Raw genomic sequence first — 15,306 nt, 5'->3', positions numbered from 1 at the left:
AATATGGAAATAACAAAAATACCCGTTGGAGAAAATCCTGATAAAATCAATGCGGTCATAGAGATCCCTTATGGATCAAATATCAAATATGAAATTGATAAAGAAAGTGGAGCTGTTGTTGTTGATCGTATTATGTATAGCGCAATGTTTTATCCTGCTAATTATGGTTTTGTCCCTAATACGTTAAGTGAAGATGGAGATCCTGCAGATATTTTAGTGCTCAATGAATACCCTCTTCAAGCAGGTAGCGTGATTAAATGTCGTTTAATTGGTGTGTTGATTATGGAAGATGAAGGTGGTATGGATGAAAAGCTTTTAGCTCTCCCATTGAGTAAGATTGATCCTCAATATGATTTGATTCAAACATTGCAAGATTTGCCAAAAATTACGCTAGATAGAATCAAAAACTTTTTTGAAACCTATAAAATGCTTGAACCAAATAAATGGGTAAAAGTTAAGGGGTTTGAAGGAAAAGATAGGGCTCAAGCTATTTTGGAAAAAGCCATTAAAGCCTATCATTAAGACTTTAATAACTGCATAAATTCTGAGCGTGTTTTGGAATCTGATTTGAAAAGACCACGTATGGCGCTTGTATTGATACGAGCATTTTGTTTTTGAACTCCTCTCATGCTCATACATAAATGTTGGGCTTCACATACTACCATTACTCCTTTTGGAACGAGGACTTCCATAATCGTATCTGCAATTTGAGTAGTGAGTTTTTCTTGAATTTGGAGTCTTCGGCAATATATTTCTACTAATTTGGCTAGAGCACTAATTCCAACAACCTTTTTATCCGGGATATAGCCAATGCTAATATGTCCAAAAAATGGTAGAATATGATGTTCGCACATTGAATAAAATTCGATATTTTTAAGTATTACCATTTCATCACATGCTCCATCGCTAAATACACTTCCTAGCGCAAGTTTTGGATTTTGTTGGTAGCCGCTATATAAGAAATCCCAAGATTGTTCTACTCTGCTTGGAGTTTGTTTGAGTCCTTCGCGACAAGGGTTTTCACCAATTTTTGTGAAAAAATAATCAAAATAATTTTTATAAGACATTTTATCTTCCTAATAGGGATTTGATTCTATTTTGAATGCTTGGATGGGTGCTAAAAGTTTCTGAAGCATCAAAAATATATGCTGCTTTTCTTGTGGGATTGGTATCTACTTCGGAGTAGTCATTGCTATTATAATCCCCGCTAATTTTTTGTAATGCTCTAATCATAGGTCTTGAATCTTCCATGATGTATGCTGCCCCGCTATCTGCCATGTATTCACGACTTCTACTAAGATACATTTGCAAAAATAGCGTAAATACGGGCAAAATAAATTGCAGAATAAGCAAAATCATTCTAGCTGTATTGGCGCCTTTTTGGCGATTGTTTCCTAAAAATATCCAAACAATAGAGTTTGTAACCAAAAGCATAATATTGCTTAATATCCCCACACACATTGTTAATCGAATATCCCCATGTCTGATGTGGCTGAGTTCATGTGCCATAACAGCCTTGAGTTCATCTCTTTGTAAATTTGTAATTAATGCAGTAGTGAGAGCAATTAAGGAATTATTTTCATTCCAACCACTCGCAAAAGCATTCATATAAGGAGCATTCATTATATAGAGTTTTGGAATAAAAGAAGTATGAGATTCATCAATAAGCTCTTCTAAAATGCCATAAATTTGTCTCTCAGTTTTACTTAGAACCTTGCTTGGATCAATTAACTTGTATTCACTCCCTTCTAGCATGATCCTTGTAAAGTTCTGTATGGAAAAATAAATAATAACCAAAGCTCCAATAAGCATACAAAATGTTACGATAGGAAAAATCTGAAAAGTAACTAATTCTATGAATGCTTGGCTAAAAGAAGGAGCATTGATTCTGATAATATCTACCAATAGACCAATGAAAATAAAAATCAAAATATAAGTGATCAAAACAGCATTTGTTTTGAACTGATTTTGAGAGATTATTTTTTTGAAATCCATTTAATTTTCTTCCTTGTTTTTGGTTGGTACTTAATTATTGCAAAATTTTTTTAATCAATTTTAATGTTTTTATGTGCAAGCTCCTCAATAAGAGTCGTAGCATAACTTCCTTTGGGAAGAGAAAATTCCATTTCAACCCATGCATTTTCTTCAATATATCTATATTTTAGATCTTCTACCCAAATCCAAGCAAATCTTCTAGAGCCATTTGTTTTTATTTTGGTATCATCAAATTCCCTTTCAATCTCCCCTGCTAAAGCAGTGGCATGAAGTATTTTTTGCCCATATAAAAGACCTGTAGGGGCAATTTCTTTGGCATAAAAGCGCTCTATATCTTTAGGGGTTTGCAAACCAAATATTTTCCCATGAGGATAATGACAGAGTATATCACCTTCCAGAAGTTTAAAAAAATGTGGTTGATTTTTAATAGATTTGATTTGTTCAAGAGGTAATGGCATATTTTGAAGCCATAAGGCTTGAAAAATTTCCGGGACTTCAAAAGAATCAAAAATCCTGCTTAGCTTGATTCTGGATCCCAGCCATTGATTAAAAAGAAAGCTTTGGTAAGCGCTCAAAAGCAAATCATTAATTTTTCTATTTTTTAATCTCATTTCTTGATGGGCAATTTTTTTTCCTTCAAGATGATTGTTGCCATCTTTACCAAATCTTTGATATCCAAAATAATTGGGCAATCCATTTTGAAGAATAGTTTGAAGAATGCAATCCATTTTTATAAAGGCAGATGGAGTTATTTTTTTGAGACGAATGAAAAAATTATTGCCTTTGAGATGCCCTGTTTTTAGCTTATTGTCATGGTAAGTAGATGTAATAATTTTGATATTTCTTTCTTCTAATAAAGAGAGTTTTGAATCTAAAGATTGAGTAAATTTTTTGTGGATAGAAATATATTGAGAAGTTGTAGCAGATTTGTCTTTTAAGCCCGCATAACCTATATCACTTGCTTTACAACCAAGTATATTAGAAAATATTTTTATCATTTCCAGTGTGCTAAGTCCTTTTTTTCTAATATTTAAAATATGGTGCTCTCCTTTGTTGCTAAAAGGATAAAGAGGCAATTCTCTGACCATAAAATCTCTAGGATTTTGTGAAAAATGAAAATCTATGGGAGAATGGTTGAGTGCATAAATTTTATTCATCAAATAATAGAACGCTTAATAAAAGGAGATAGACTTGTAAGGACTTCATAAGGAATTGTATCAAATATTTTGGCAATATGAGAGGCATCATCAAATACACAGACTTTTTCTTGAGTGCTTATACAAGAAAAGCAATCCATTGAAATAACAGGCAATATTGGATAACCTTCAGATGTGCATAAAGAATGTTTTTCATTTAATCGAAATAATCCATCTCCATAGCCAATATCATAAGTGCTAATAATGGCATCCTCTTGTAAAATGCTTTTTCCGCCATAGCCAATTTTTGCACCTTTTTTCAATGATTGTTCACAAATTTTATCTGCCCAAAGAGAGGCAATGGGTTTAAGGGAATTAGCAATAGGGAGTAAAAAAGTATTTGTGAGATAACCAAAAGCCCCAATCCCCACACGCACTAAATCATCTTTAATATCAGCACTCCTTAGTGTCCCTGATGAACTTAATGAATGAAATCTCGGATAAGGGATGCTTAATTTTTGGCACAAGTATCTCACTTCTTCTTTGATAAGGCAAAATCTTTTTTGAGCTTCTTGAAAATCTTGTTTTTCTACATCTCCATAGCCATTATGTGTAAAAACTCCCAAAAGATTGAGATTTTTGCTTTGGATTTTTTCGATAAATAAGCCAAGATCTTTTGGAGAAATTCCATTGCGATTCATTCCTGTATTGACTTTGAGTTCTACGGATTGGTTTTTTTCTAAATTTTCAAGAGTTTTTAGTGAATTGATAGTAATATGAATATTTTTTGGAGCATTTGGAGATAAATTCCCATAAAGTATTGTAATGTGATCAAAAAAATTAGCAATTTTAAGGGCTTCAAATTCATTTTTTACAAAGACACTCTTGATACCATAAGCATAAGCCAAAGGTGCTATTTGTTCTAATCCGTGACCATAGGCATTATCCTTGAGGACTAAAGCCAGTTTATTTTTGTCTTTAATATGAGAAACAATAGTATCAAGATTGTTTTTGAATTTTTTTGAATCAATAAGTATTTCTGCCATTTATTTTTCAGGGGAAACCCCCTGATGGAATTATTTTTTAGCCGGAAGTTTGGAGATATAATCAGCAAGAGCTTCAATATCTTGATCAGATACATTTTTCATTTGACCATACATAATAGCCTTTGCACCGCCATTATCAGCTGTTCCGGCTTTGTAGCCTTTGAGATCAGTGAGTAATTTATTTTTTGGAAGACCTGCAATTGTTACACCTCCTTTAGCACCTGGAGCGATTTTTTGACCATTTGCACCATGACAAGCTACACATTTCTTGAAGGCTGCAGGGGATTGCGCTGCCATCACCAAACTTATAGCACCAAATAATGAGATCATGAATATTTTTTTCATTATCTTTCCTTTTTCCTTTAGTTTGTTGTCCTTGCTTGAATCATGCAAGCAATTCACGCAAACATTCTACAAAGTTATACCTTAGATAAAACTAAGTTAAAGTTTAATTCTAGAGCTAAAAGCTCTTGCAAGTGAGAGTTGATCGATATTTTCCAGTCCAATTCCGGTTGGAACTCCTTGTGCTATTTTGGTAAAAATAAGATCACAATCTTGCAGGTTATGTTCGATAAAAAGCATGATTGAGTCGTTTGCAAGAGTAGGGGAGAAGGCAAAAATAATCTCTTTGATTTGAAATTTTTGAATCTGTTTTTTTAAGGTAATAAAATCAAACATTTCCAATTCACTAATTACTTGATATATTCCTTTGAAATCCCCAATTTCTTCAATAGTAAAAATATCTCTAGGATGTAAAACCATACAGATTTGACCATTATGACGATTTTCATCTAAACAAATTTCGCATATTTCACTCTCACTTACTCCGCCGCATATACTGCATTTAGATACATGATCAATAGCATTTTCTATACAATGAGAAATTTGCAAGGCAAGGTTTTTATTTTCAATACTTAGGGTATAGGCCATTCTTTGCGCAGATTTTTTGCCAATACTTGGAAGTTTTTCAAGCGCTTCAACAAGAGAAAAAAAATGATTTAGATTATTTCTATAAGTCTTCATAATTAAATTATATCTGAAGGTATTTTAACAATGAATAAAACTTTTTTAAGATAGAATTCCGGATTTTAATATTTGATGAGGAGATGTGGATTTGGAAAGTTTCGATTATTATGAAATCTTAGAAATCAATAAAACTAGCGATCAAGAAACAATCAAGAAAGCTTATAGAAAAATGGCTCTTAAATACCATCCGGATAGAAATCCGGAAGATAAACAAGCAGAGGAAATGTTTAAAAAAATTAATGAAGCCTACGAAGTTCTCAGCGATAATTCTAAGCGCCAAATTTATGACAGATATGGCAAAGAAGGGCTTGAGAATAATGGATTCAGAGGTTTTAGCGGCAGAGATTTGAATGACATTTTTGGCGATTTGGGATCGATTTTTGAATCAGCCTTTGGCTCTGGTTTTGGATTTGGGAGTGCCGGAAAGAAAGAAGCAAAAATTAAATTTGTTCCTGATTATCTTTATAAACTGGATATTAGTTTCAAAGAAGCTATATTTGGTTGTAAGAAAACAATTCAAACAAAATATAAATCTTTTTGTAAAGAATGTGATGGAACAGGTGCCAAAGATGGCAAAATACAAACTTGTCCGGATTGTGGCGGTAAGGGGCAAGTGTTTATGAGACAAGGGTTCATGACTTTTGCTCAAACTTGTTCTTTATGTGGGGGGGAAGGGCATGTTATTAAAGAAAAATGCTCTATTTGCCATGGAGAAGGTTTTGTTTTTGTAGAAGAAAGTTTTGAGGTTAATATCCCTGAGGGAATGGATGATGAGAATAGAATGCGGGTTATAGGGAAGGGAAACCAACTGAAAAATGGATCAAGAGGGGATTTGTATATTATAACTTTTGTTGAACATGATGATTATTTTGTACGTGATGGAAGTGATGTTTATATTGAGGTGCCTGTATTTTTTACATCTATTCCTTTGGGTGCAAGTGTCAAAATTCCTTCTTTACGAGGTGAGCTTGAGCTTAATGTTCCTGCCAATTCTCAAGATGGATCAAAGTTTGTATTTAAAGGAGAAGGGGTCAAAGAAGTCAATCATAATGCTTACGGGAGTCTTGTGGCAGTTATTAAAATTATTTATCCCAAAAGTCTCAATGAAGAACAAAAAGAGTTGTTATTGAAACTTCATAACAGTTTTGGCTATGAAAGCGAACCGCATAAAAATCTTTTTGAGGAATGCTTTGAGAGGATTAAAAACTGGTTTAAATCAGAGAAACTCAAAACAAAAAAGCAATAATTTAGAATTTTTAAACGAGAGTATGAGTAAATTTTCGAACTTCTTTATCAAGATATAAAATGTCTTCTTGATTTTTGAGATAAGAAATATCTCCATTGAATTTGTTGATACTTTCTTGAATAATAAAATTAATTTTCCCAAAATTAATTTTACATTCTAAAAAATTTGTAACTGCAATTTCATTACTGGCATTCAGAATTACACCCAATTGAGGATTTTGTATTAAAATATCTTTTAATTTCCAAAGCGGGTATCTTTGTGCGTCAATAGATTCAAATTTGATGGCTGCAAGATTTTCCAGATTGATATTTGGGATTACACAATCAAAAGCTGCTTGTTTAGGATCTAGGGCATAGGCAATTGGAAGTTTCATATCCGGGTAAGCTAAATGCGCTGTAATACTTCCATCTATAAATTCAATGAGAGCATGTATATGAGAACTTCGTTCAATATAACCTGCAATCTCATCAATACCAAAAAGCCATTTAGTTTCTAAAACTTCAAAAAGTTTATTGACCATAGTGGCTGAATCAATGGTGATTTTTTTGCCCATCTTCCAATTAGGGTGTTTGAGAGCTTCATCGGTTTTTTTTGAAGGAATATCTTTTGGGGGTGTATCCCTAAAGGCTCCTCCACTTGCAGTGATAACAAATTTTTTAATTGGTTTGTTGTTGCAAAGATACCAGAGACCAAAATGTTCGCTATCTATAGGGATAATCTTGCTTGTATCTAACAGCCAACCGGCTACTACAAGAGATTCTTTGTTAGCTAGAGCAAGTTTTTTGTGATAATGTAGGGCTGTAAATGTTGGTTTTAGCCCCCCAAAACCTACCAAAGCATTGACAACCAAAGACGAAGAAGAATCTGCAATCATCTCACAAATCCCTTCTGACCCTGTATATACTTTTGCATTTTTAGGTTGGAGTTTGAGACGATCTTTGGGGTCTAGAATAGCAACTTTTTTGGGATGAAAGTGTGCAATTTGAGCATTCAATAAATCAATATTGCGTCCGGCACTCAAAGATTCTATTGGTATTTGAAACTTTTGAGCGATTTGTAATGTATTGACTCCTATAGAACCTGTGCTTCCTAATAATATCATTAAAGTCCCTAAATATACATAATGGATGTGTCTTTCCAGATATCAAGAAAATAAAGCAAAAAATGCATCGTAATAGCTCCAAATAATATCGCATCCAGTCGATCAAGGATACCTCCATGACCGGGCAAGATTTTGCCACTATCTTTAAGATCGACACTTCTTTTTAAATAGCTTTCATACAAATCTCCCAAAATAGCACTCAAAGAAACACCAAAACTTATCAAAAGAGAAATAATAAAATTTCCACTTAATCCGCCTATGCCTACAAAACTTCCTACTGCAACTGCTATGGCTAATCCAATAATTGCGCCTTCCAGAGTCTTGTTAGGAGAGGTGGAGGTAAAAGGAGTTTTGCCAAAAGCTTTCCCACCAAAATATGCTCCCACATCTGTTAGAGCAACAATGATAATAAGCCAAATGATTGCGTGAGATCCAAAATCTTTATAAATAGCAAAAATTGTAAGAAAAGGGATGCTTGGATAAATAAATGGGAGGATTTGTTTGGGATGAAAAGATTTTTTATAAGCTAAGTATCCGGCCATCACCATGGCAATAAAAATTGCTGATTCAATAGGGCGTCCATTTATCCCTGCAAATATCCATACAATCACTGCTAGCAAATACATCATCCAGTGAGATTTGCAAGCAAATAACTTGATAGATTCCCCAAAACCAAATAAATAAGCTATTCCCAATATTGTCCATACAAGAATGATATGATTGATAGAAAGGATCAATATAAGACATAAGATAATAATGATACCTGTAATATAACGTTGTTTATCTTTGCCTAATTTATCCGGAATTTTTTCTCTTAAACTCATTTTTGCCTCATTTTTCATTAATAAATATTCCTAATTATAATGTAAAACTCATTAAAGCTTGTTATAATCCCAAAAAAACTTTATTTTTCAATTTATTTAAAAGGTAATAGATGGAATATGATGTGATTGTGGTTGGTGGCGGACATGCCGGGATTGAAGCCGGCATTATCAGCGCAAAAATGGGGGCAAAAACTCATCTTTTAACAATACTGGTAGAAAATATCGGATTAGCAAGTTGTAACCCGGCTATTGGAGGGTTGGGTAAAGGGCATTTGACAAAAGAGGTGGATGCATTAGGGGGTGTGATGGGTATTATTAGCGATCATTGTGGGATACAATATCGTATTTTAAATGCTTCTAAAGGACCGGCTGTTCGAGGAACAAGAGCGCAAATTGATATGGATAAATACAGAATATTTGCCAGGAATCTTGTATTGCATACCCCTAATTTAAGTGTTTCTCAAGAGATTGTCGAAGAATTAATACTTCAAGAATCCAAAGTCATAGGATTAAAAACAAATATTGGCAAGATTTATAAAGCTAAAAAAATTATTATTACTACCGGGACATTTTTAAGAGGATTAGTGCATATTGGAGAAAGCAAGAGTCAAAATGGCAGATTTGGAGAAAGTGCTTCAATTAAGCTTTCAAAAAATTTGGAATCTTTAGGGTTTGAAATGGGTAGATTAAAGACAGGAACTTGCCCGCGTATTGATGGTAGAAGTATTGATTTTTCAAGACTTGAAATTCACAAAGGAGATTTTCCTCCTCCTTGTTTTAGCTACAAAACCAATCTTGCTAAGTTCAATCCGATACAACTTCCTTGTTATGTAACCTATACTAATGAAAAAACACATCAATTAATACGCGATAATTTCCATCGCGCTCCTTTATTTACCGGGCAAATAGAGGGAGTTGGTCCTAGGTATTGCCCAAGTATTGAAGATAAAATTAACCGATTTGCCACTAAAGAGCGACATCAATTGTTTTTAGAGCCTCAAACTAGCGATGGAGTAGAATATTATATTAATGGATTAAGCACTTCTTTGCCTTTTGATATCCAAGAAGAGATCATTGCTTCTATTGATGGACTCAAAGAGGCTAGAATCACGCGTTATGGTTATGCTATTGAATATGATTATGTTTATCCTACAGAACTTTTTCACACATTAGAAACTAAAAAAATCAAAAATCTTTATTTGGCCGGTCAAATTAATGGCACTACAGGATATGAAGAGGCTGCAGCACAGGGTATCATGGCTGGAATTAATGCGGTCTTGGATCTTAAGAAAGAGGATGAAAGATTTGCATTTAAATTTGGAGAAATCAAAGAGTTTGTTTTACGTAGAGATGAGGCATATATTGGTGTGATGATTGATGATTTGGTTACTAAGGGCACTAAAGAACCTTATCGTGTTTTTACTTCTCGTGCAGAATATCGTCTTTTGCTTCGTGAAGATAATGCTATTTTTAGACTTGCTGATTATGCGCACCAATTTGGCACGATTGACAAAAGAGATTACGAAATCATCTCTAAAGATAAACAAGACATTTCTCAAGCAATGCAATATTTGGAAAAGTCATCTTTTACTCCCTCAAAAGAAAATCTTGTATTGCTTGAGAAACTTGGTGAAATCCCTATAAATGATAAATGTTCTCCAATGTTAATTATTGGTAGAGATAGCTTTAATAATGAAAAATTAAGAAAATTTAACTCTATTTTTGAGAATTTGAGCGACAGGGCACTACATCAAATTCGCATTCAATCTAAATACTATAGCTATATTCAAAAGCAAACTGAAGACATTTCTAAAATGAAAGAAATGCTTCAAGTTGAGATACCGGAGGGATTTGTTTTTGATGGCATTCCCGGATTGAGTTTGGAAGTAGTTGAGAAACTTAATAAATTCCGTCCTAAAAGTTTATTTAATGCTTCTCAAATTAGTGGTATTACCCCTGCCGGTATTGATGTGCTACATCTTTATATTCATTTAAGAAAAACTTCTTGAAGAGACAAACATGCAACCAAATGTTTTAGAATTTTTAAGTGATTTGGTAAGGTATCCTAGCATCACTCCTGATGAATGTGGGATTTATGAATTAATTTGTGCGCAATTGCCGGATTTTGAAGTTTTGCATATTGACAAAGGGGGAGTAAAAAATTTATTTTTATATAAGCGTTTTGGCGAACCTGCTTCCAAGGCTTTGCATTTTTGCTTTGCCGGTCATATTGATGTGGTTCCTCCCGGTCAAGGGTGGGGCAGCGATCCTTTTAACCCTACACTTAAAGAAGGTTATCTCTATGCTAGGGGCACTCAAGATATGAAAAGTGGCGTTGCTGCTTTTGTTTGTGCCCTTAGAGATTGCATAAAAGATTTTGCAAATTTAAAAACCCCATTGATTCTTTCTGTGTTGCTTACAAGCGATGAGGAGGGTTGTGGAACTTATGGGACAAAAATTGTTTTAGAAGTCCTGGAAGAAAAAAACTTGCTTCCTGATATGGCATTGGTGGGCGAACCTACTTGCACATCAAAGATCGGGGATAATATCAAAATTGGCAGGCGCGGTTCTATTAATGGAATCATTAATCTTAAGGGAGTGCAAGGTCATGTGGCTTATCCTGAAAAATGTATAAATCCCATTGAACTTCTTGGAAGCAAGCTTGGACTTCTTGCAGGGGTAAATTTAGATAATGGAGATGAGCATTTTGATGCCAGCAAACTTGTTATTACTGATATTCGTGGCGGTATGGAAGCAGTGAACGTAACACCGGGGAATGTGAAAATAATGTTTAATGTTAGGAATTCTACCCATACCAATCTCCAAAGTGTTCAAGCCTATGTTGAGAATGTTTTAAGCGGATTGGAGTATGATTTGGACATCAAGACAAGTTCTCAACCCTTTCTTACAAATGCTCATTGTGTTCTTGCTCAATCTTTATGCGAAGTTGTAAGCCAAGTTTGTTGTGTGCATCCATGTTTTAGCACAAGCGGAGGGACTAGTGATGCGAGACATTTTGCTAATTTTGGAGTGGAGGTTGTAGAATTTGGTGTAATTAATGATAGAATTCATTCAGTTGATGAAAGAGTAAGTATAAAAGACTTAAATATTCTTTATGAAGTATATTTGAACCTTATTATGAGATTAAAGGATAAAGATGAAAAATAAAACTGTGCTTTTTAAATCAGACAAAATTGGTGAAGGCGAACTTGGAAGTATTGTTGCAAATAGTTTTATATATGCCATGACTCAAATCTCCAATAAAGACATTTTGCCTAAAAAAATTGTTTTTCTTAATCGGGGTGTTTTATTGAGCACTCAAAATGATAAAATTCAAAATAAAGATACAATTATATATTTAAAAACATTGGAATCTTTAGGGGTTGAAATTTTGTCCTGTCAAACTTGTTTGGAACATTTTGGATTAAAAGATAAAGTTTTGGTAGGAAGGATTGGCAATGGGCTTGAGGTAATGGAAGATTTCCTCACCAATGAGGGTGTAATTTCACTATAGGAAAAAAAATGGGTCGATTAACAAAGTTTGTCCGTTGTGCAGGTTGAGCAGGTAAAATAGGTCTGGAAGATCTCTCACAAATTACCAATCTCAAACAACCTTTTCATAAAAATCTCATCGTTGGTTTTGAGGGGAATGAAGATGGCGGGGTTTATCAACTTGATATGCAAAGAGATGATGTCATTGTTCAAAGTGTAGATTTTATCACGCCTGTTGTAGATGATCCTTATATCTATGGGCAGATCGCAGCGGCTAATTCATTGAGTGATATTTTTGCAATGGGGGCGATGGTAAAAACAGCTCTAAATCTCTTAATGTGGGATAAAGAACATATTTTGGCTTCTGAAGTAAATGAAATTTTAAGGGGAGGGCTAGAGAAAGTTCTTGAAGCAGGTGGAGTATTATTGGGTGGACATACAATTAGTGATTTGGAACTAAAGTATGGACTCAGCGCCATGGGTGAAGCCAAAAAACATCAAATTTGGAGAAATAACACTGCTCAAATTGGTGATGTGCTTGTTTTGAGTAAGCCTATTGGAAGTGGTATTATTACGACTGCAATGAAAAATGAGAAGATAACTCTGGCACAAGGAATGCAAACTATTGATTCAATGAGAATGTTAAATCTCAAAGCAACTCAAATTGCCCAAAAAATGGAGATTCATGCTTGCACAGATATTACAGGATTTGGACTTATTGGACATAGCTTAGAAATGTGTGGAACAGGGGGAAAAAGCATTCTTTTTCATACTTCTGCAATTCCAATTTTTGAGAATTCTATTGAACTGGCTTTGGAAGGTTTTGTTCCCGGCGGGAGTGATGCAAACAAATCTTATCTTCACACCAAAGTCCAAGTTAGCTGCAATCTCCAAGAAGATATTTATTATTATGATGCCCAAACTTCGGGAGGACTTTTGTTTGCCTTGCCTAAACAAACAAGTGGCGACTTGGTGGATAAATTGAGAAAAAGTGGCTATGAGCATGCTTGTATTGTTGGTGAAATAATTCCTCAAGCAGCACAAAGTATTATTCTAGGTTGATTGGAATTTCTAAATTAATTTTTTGATAGCTTGGAGGGCATCTTCGATAGTAATAAGTTCCATACACTCTTGGAATGGAATATCTCCACAAATTTGAGATGTGAAATTTTCTTTTTTGGGACTTAAGGTGAGGTGATCGTTTGGATTCTCACTCATCACTCCCCATCTTTTGGGGCTACAAGTGCGATTTAACGGATAAAAACCAATTGTTTTGCATCCAAGAGCGCTTGCACAATGCAAAGGACCTGTGCTATTACTCATAAAAATATTTGCATGAGTAATAATGCTTAGAAACTCTCTTAAAGGCTTTTGATTTTCTAAGAGATGATTTTTCTGCAATAAGGGGTAATCTTTTAAAATATTTGCATAATTTTCTAATTCCTTAGAAGAACCTGTAATAAGAATATTGGCAATTTTGTTTTTAATAATTGTTTGTGCGAGTGAAAAATAGTTTTGTACTTTCCAATCCCTTGAAGAGCCACCGCTACCGGGGTGGATGATGATAAGAGGGAGAGATTGAAAAATAAATTTATGGGTTATGTAATTTTTGCCCCACTGCTTTTCTGAAGAAGTAAGATATATCTTTGGAAAATATTTTTTTTCGCAATTTAATGGTTTTAGTAAATCCAGATTATATTCTCCTTCATTTTTTTCTCCTTTTGATCGTTTTTGGTAAATTTTGTGCGTAAAAAGTAATCCTCTTATTTTGGAAAGAGGTCCAATTCGAATAGGAATTTTGGCGAAAAATGGGGCATAACAAGCGATTTTGGAGGCAAAAAGTGAAATACTGATATCAAAATTTTTAGATTTTAAGATAGAAACCAATTCTTTTTGTCCATACATATCCACACATATTACCTCATCCAAAAAAGGATTATTTTCTACCAAAGGGGCTGTATAGCTTTGTAATCCAAAGCATATATAACTTTTTGGATAAGTGCTTTTGATAGCTTCAATACATTCCAAAGAGAGCACTGTATCCCCTAGTCTATCAGTCCTAAAAAGAATGATTTTAATAGGAGTAAATTTTTCAATAGTTATTCTTTTCATTTTTATATCTTTTTGTTTTGTTATTGCTATAAGCCAATATAGCTTCTTAAAATTTTACAATAATTATTTTTCAAAATATTTTTTATTAGGCAAAAGCCACCAAGAAATAGGCGCACAAATAAGAGTAAAAATAATAAAATACCCAAAACCAAAATTATAGTTTCCAAATCTATCTACGCTGTAAGCGATGATTTGCATATTGATTGTCAAGATTGAAAATAACACTGCCCAAAAAATACTCATCACATAATGAGTTTGTGTAGGAGTAGAATTTTTGACTTCTGAAGGTAGGCTAAAAATATAAGGAACCCAAGTTGCACTAAAAATCCCTGCAAAAAAAGTAGTGATTAAAATACCGGTTATATCTTTAAAAACAAAAAACATCAATGCTGAACACAATACCAACATCAAATCGCTTATAATCAATACATTTTTGTAATAAATCCCTTTCTTTTTAAGAAAAACACCTATGTAAGGACTGATAATCATAGCAATATTGGCAATTACAGGGACGTAAATTTTGGCTATATTGATAGAATCTGCATCTAAATGAGTATATTTTGTATAAAAATCCGGCAAAAAAGTAAAACTGACATTCAAAAATAACAGGGGTCCAACATGATGGATAATCATTCCCCAAGTCATTGGAGATTTGAACGCAAATAAAAGTTCTTTTCTTTTTTGGTTATTTTTTGTTGATGGGGTTGTCTGAGTATTTTGATCATTTTTTTGATCTTTGCCAACCACAAGCCACAAAAGCATTAGAATAAGATTAATCCATGCATAAAATGATAAGGATAATTTCCAATTTCCAATGCTCATTGCAATGGCTTCTGCAAAGATAAGAGCAAAGATAGTCCCAAAAGTTTGTGAAGAAATATTAAGGCTTAAAACAATACTTAAAGCCTTATTTGAAAACCATTGTTGAGCAATAGGGACTAAACATATCAAAGCACAAGCAGAACCAAGTCCTGTCAAAAATCTAATGATTAAAATACCCAGATAACTATCCACAAAAGGCAAGAAAATACCTGAGCTTATAAGCAAACAGCCTAAAAAATATCCTTTTTTGAGTCCGAATTTATAAACTAGAAATCCTGTAAAAATAGATCCAAATATTTTTGCAAGCACTATAGAGGTAGTGATAAAACTTGCTTGTTGGGTATTGATACCAAGTTGGGCTTGAATTTGGGGCATAAGCGAACCGGTGGTGCTCCAAGAGACACTAAAAACTGCATAAACCATAAAAATAACAACTTCTGCTCCTATACGCCTAGAGTGAAATAAAAAATTTAACATTGTTTATCCTATTTATTTGAGGTAAAGT

General features: G+C 33.8%; 16 protein-coding genes. 6 read left to right on the top strand and 10 right to left on the bottom strand.

Annotated elements, in window-relative coordinates; translation table 11 throughout:
* Window positions 1-3 precede the first annotated feature (3 nt).
* Entirely contained in the window at window positions 4-522 is a 519-nt protein-coding gene (ppa, locus tag BKH45_RS05935; protein WP_095274567.1) for an inorganic diphosphatase, read from the top strand.
* Here the strand turns inward: ppa and folE are convergent.
* The 6 genes from folE to recR all read right to left on the bottom strand — a co-directional run bounded on the left by folE (window position 519) and on the right by recR (window position 5,200).
* Window positions 519-1,067 (bottom strand): GTP cyclohydrolase I FolE, encoded by a 549-nt coding sequence (gene folE, locus BKH45_RS05930; RefSeq protein WP_095274566.1) that lies wholly within the window; start codon window positions 1,065-1,067, stop codon window positions 519-521. The genes ppa and folE overlap by 4 nt on opposite strands.
* A 1-nt stretch (window position 1,068) precedes the next feature.
* The gene (gene htpX / locus BKH45_RS05925) at window positions 1,069-1,995 is read right to left on the bottom strand and encodes a zinc metalloprotease HtpX (protein ID WP_095274565.1); all 927 of its coding nucleotides are present in this window, start codon (window positions 1,993-1,995) and stop codon (window positions 1,069-1,071) included.
* A 50-nt stretch (window positions 1,996-2,045) separates the two neighbouring features.
* Window positions 2,046-3,152 (bottom strand): tRNA pseudouridine(13) synthase TruD, encoded by a 1,107-nt coding sequence (gene truD, locus BKH45_RS05920; RefSeq protein WP_095274564.1) that lies wholly within the window; start codon window positions 3,150-3,152, stop codon window positions 2,046-2,048.
* Window positions 3,152-4,177 carry an alanine racemase gene (locus BKH45_RS05915; RefSeq protein WP_095274563.1) on the bottom strand — a complete coding sequence of 342 codons (1,026 nt, stop codon included), beginning with the start codon at window positions 4,175-4,177 and terminating at the stop codon, window positions 3,152-3,154. Before BKH45_RS05915 ends, truD begins: the two co-directional genes overlap by 1 nt.
* A gap of 30 nt (window positions 4,178-4,207) precedes the next feature.
* Complete coding sequence (locus BKH45_RS05910; protein ID WP_095274562.1) at window positions 4,208-4,522, bottom strand: c-type cytochrome; 315 nt, start codon at window positions 4,520-4,522, stop codon at window positions 4,208-4,210.
* 96 nt (window positions 4,523-4,618) lie between these two features.
* Window positions 4,619-5,200 (bottom strand): recombination mediator RecR, encoded by a 582-nt coding sequence (gene recR, locus BKH45_RS05905; protein ID WP_095274561.1) that lies wholly within the window; start codon window positions 5,198-5,200, stop codon window positions 4,619-4,621.
* 91 nt (window positions 5,201-5,291) lie between these two features.
* Between recR and dnaJ the strand changes: the two genes are divergently transcribed.
* On the top strand, window positions 5,292-6,449 hold the full coding sequence (gene dnaJ / locus BKH45_RS05900) for a molecular chaperone DnaJ (RefSeq protein WP_095274618.1): 1,158 nt from the start codon (window positions 5,292-5,294) through the stop codon (window positions 6,447-6,449).
* A 10-nt stretch (window positions 6,450-6,459) separates the two neighbouring features.
* On the opposite strand, the gene dxr is transcribed toward dnaJ, so the two are convergent.
* Complete coding sequence (gene dxr / locus BKH45_RS05895; protein WP_095274560.1) at window positions 6,460-7,551, bottom strand: 1-deoxy-D-xylulose-5-phosphate reductoisomerase; 1,092 nt, start codon at window positions 7,549-7,551, stop codon at window positions 6,460-6,462.
* Window positions 7,552-7,559: 8 nt separating this feature from the next.
* On the bottom strand, window positions 7,560-8,357 hold the full coding sequence (locus BKH45_RS05890; protein WP_095274617.1) for a phosphatidate cytidylyltransferase: 798 nt from the start codon (window positions 8,355-8,357) through the stop codon (window positions 7,560-7,562).
* Between the two features lie 128 nt (window positions 8,358-8,485).
* On the opposite strand from BKH45_RS05890, the gene mnmG reads away from it, so the two are divergent.
* From mnmG to selD, 4 genes are read left to right on the top strand one after another with little or no spacing between them, the layout of a single operon-like run.
* On the top strand, window positions 8,486-10,384 hold the full coding sequence (gene mnmG / locus BKH45_RS05885; RefSeq protein WP_095274559.1) for a tRNA uridine-5-carboxymethylaminomethyl(34) synthesis enzyme MnmG: 1,899 nt from the start codon (window positions 8,486-8,488) through the stop codon (window positions 10,382-10,384).
* A 10-nt stretch (window positions 10,385-10,394) separates the two neighbouring features.
* Complete coding sequence (gene dapE, locus BKH45_RS05880; RefSeq protein ID WP_095274558.1) at window positions 10,395-11,543, top strand: succinyl-diaminopimelate desuccinylase; 1,149 nt, start codon at window positions 10,395-10,397, stop codon at window positions 11,541-11,543.
* Window positions 11,533-11,889 carry a DsrE family protein gene (locus BKH45_RS05875; RefSeq protein WP_095274557.1) on the top strand — a complete coding sequence of 119 codons (357 nt, stop codon included), beginning with the start codon at window positions 11,533-11,535 and terminating at the stop codon, window positions 11,887-11,889. Before dapE ends, BKH45_RS05875 begins: the two co-directional genes overlap by 11 nt.
* Before the next feature lie 56 nt (window positions 11,890-11,945).
* Entirely contained in the window at window positions 11,946-12,929 is a 984-nt protein-coding gene (gene selD / locus BKH45_RS05870; RefSeq protein WP_095274556.1) for a selenide, water dikinase SelD, read from the top strand.
* Window positions 12,930-12,938: 9 nt separating this feature from the next.
* Here selD and BKH45_RS05865 read toward each other — a convergent pair whose 3' ends face one another.
* Window positions 12,939-13,979: a glycosyltransferase family 9 protein gene (locus BKH45_RS05865; RefSeq protein WP_095274555.1), complete on the bottom strand. Its 1,041-nt coding sequence runs from the start codon at window positions 13,977-13,979 to the stop codon at window positions 12,939-12,941.
* 63 nt (window positions 13,980-14,042) lie between these two features.
* Complete coding sequence (locus BKH45_RS05860) at window positions 14,043-15,278, bottom strand: MFS transporter (RefSeq protein WP_095274554.1); 1,236 nt, start codon at window positions 15,276-15,278, stop codon at window positions 14,043-14,045.
* Between the last annotated feature and the right edge of the window lie 28 nt (window positions 15,279-15,306).

The organism is Helicobacter sp. 11S03491-1, assembly GCF_002272835.1.
Taxonomy (GTDB): Bacteria; Campylobacterota; Campylobacteria; order Campylobacterales; family Helicobacteraceae; genus Helicobacter_J.
This window is presented reverse-complemented; position numbering and strand designations above follow the sequence as displayed.

Coding starts and splice junctions, on each gene's coding strand:
- ppa (WP_095274567.1), top strand. CDS start 4: ATGGAAATAACAAAAATACCCGTTGGAGAAAATCCTGATAAAATCAAT.
- folE (WP_095274566.1), bottom strand. CDS start 1,067: ATGTCTTATAAAAATTATTTTGATTATTTTTTCACAAAAATTGGTGAA.
- htpX (WP_095274565.1), bottom strand. CDS start 1,995: ATGGATTTCAAAAAAATAATCTCTCAAAATCAGTTCAAAACAAATGCT.
- truD (WP_095274564.1), bottom strand. CDS start 3,152: ATGAATAAAATTTATGCACTCAACCATTCTCCCATAGATTTTCATTTT.
- BKH45_RS05915 (WP_095274563.1), bottom strand. CDS start 4,177: ATGGCAGAAATACTTATTGATTCAAAAAAATTCAAAAACAATCTTGAT.
- BKH45_RS05910 (WP_095274562.1), bottom strand. CDS start 4,522: ATGAAAAAAATATTCATGATCTCATTATTTGGTGCTATAAGTTTGGTG.
- recR (WP_095274561.1), bottom strand. CDS start 5,200: ATGAAGACTTATAGAAATAATCTAAATCATTTTTTTTCTCTTGTTGAA.
- dxr (WP_095274560.1), bottom strand. CDS start 7,551: ATGATATTATTAGGAAGCACAGGTTCTATAGGAGTCAATACATTACAA.
- mnmG (WP_095274559.1), top strand. CDS start 8,486: ATGGAATATGATGTGATTGTGGTTGGTGGCGGACATGCCGGGATTGAA.
- dapE (WP_095274558.1), top strand. CDS start 10,395: ATGCAACCAAATGTTTTAGAATTTTTAAGTGATTTGGTAAGGTATCCT.
- BKH45_RS05875 (WP_095274557.1), top strand. CDS start 11,533: ATGAAAAATAAAACTGTGCTTTTTAAATCAGACAAAATTGGTGAAGGC.
- BKH45_RS05865 (WP_095274555.1), bottom strand. CDS start 13,979: ATGAAAAGAATAACTATTGAAAAATTTACTCCTATTAAAATCATTCTT.
- BKH45_RS05860 (WP_095274554.1), bottom strand. CDS start 15,278: ATGTTAAATTTTTTATTTCACTCTAGGCGTATAGGAGCAGAAGTTGTT.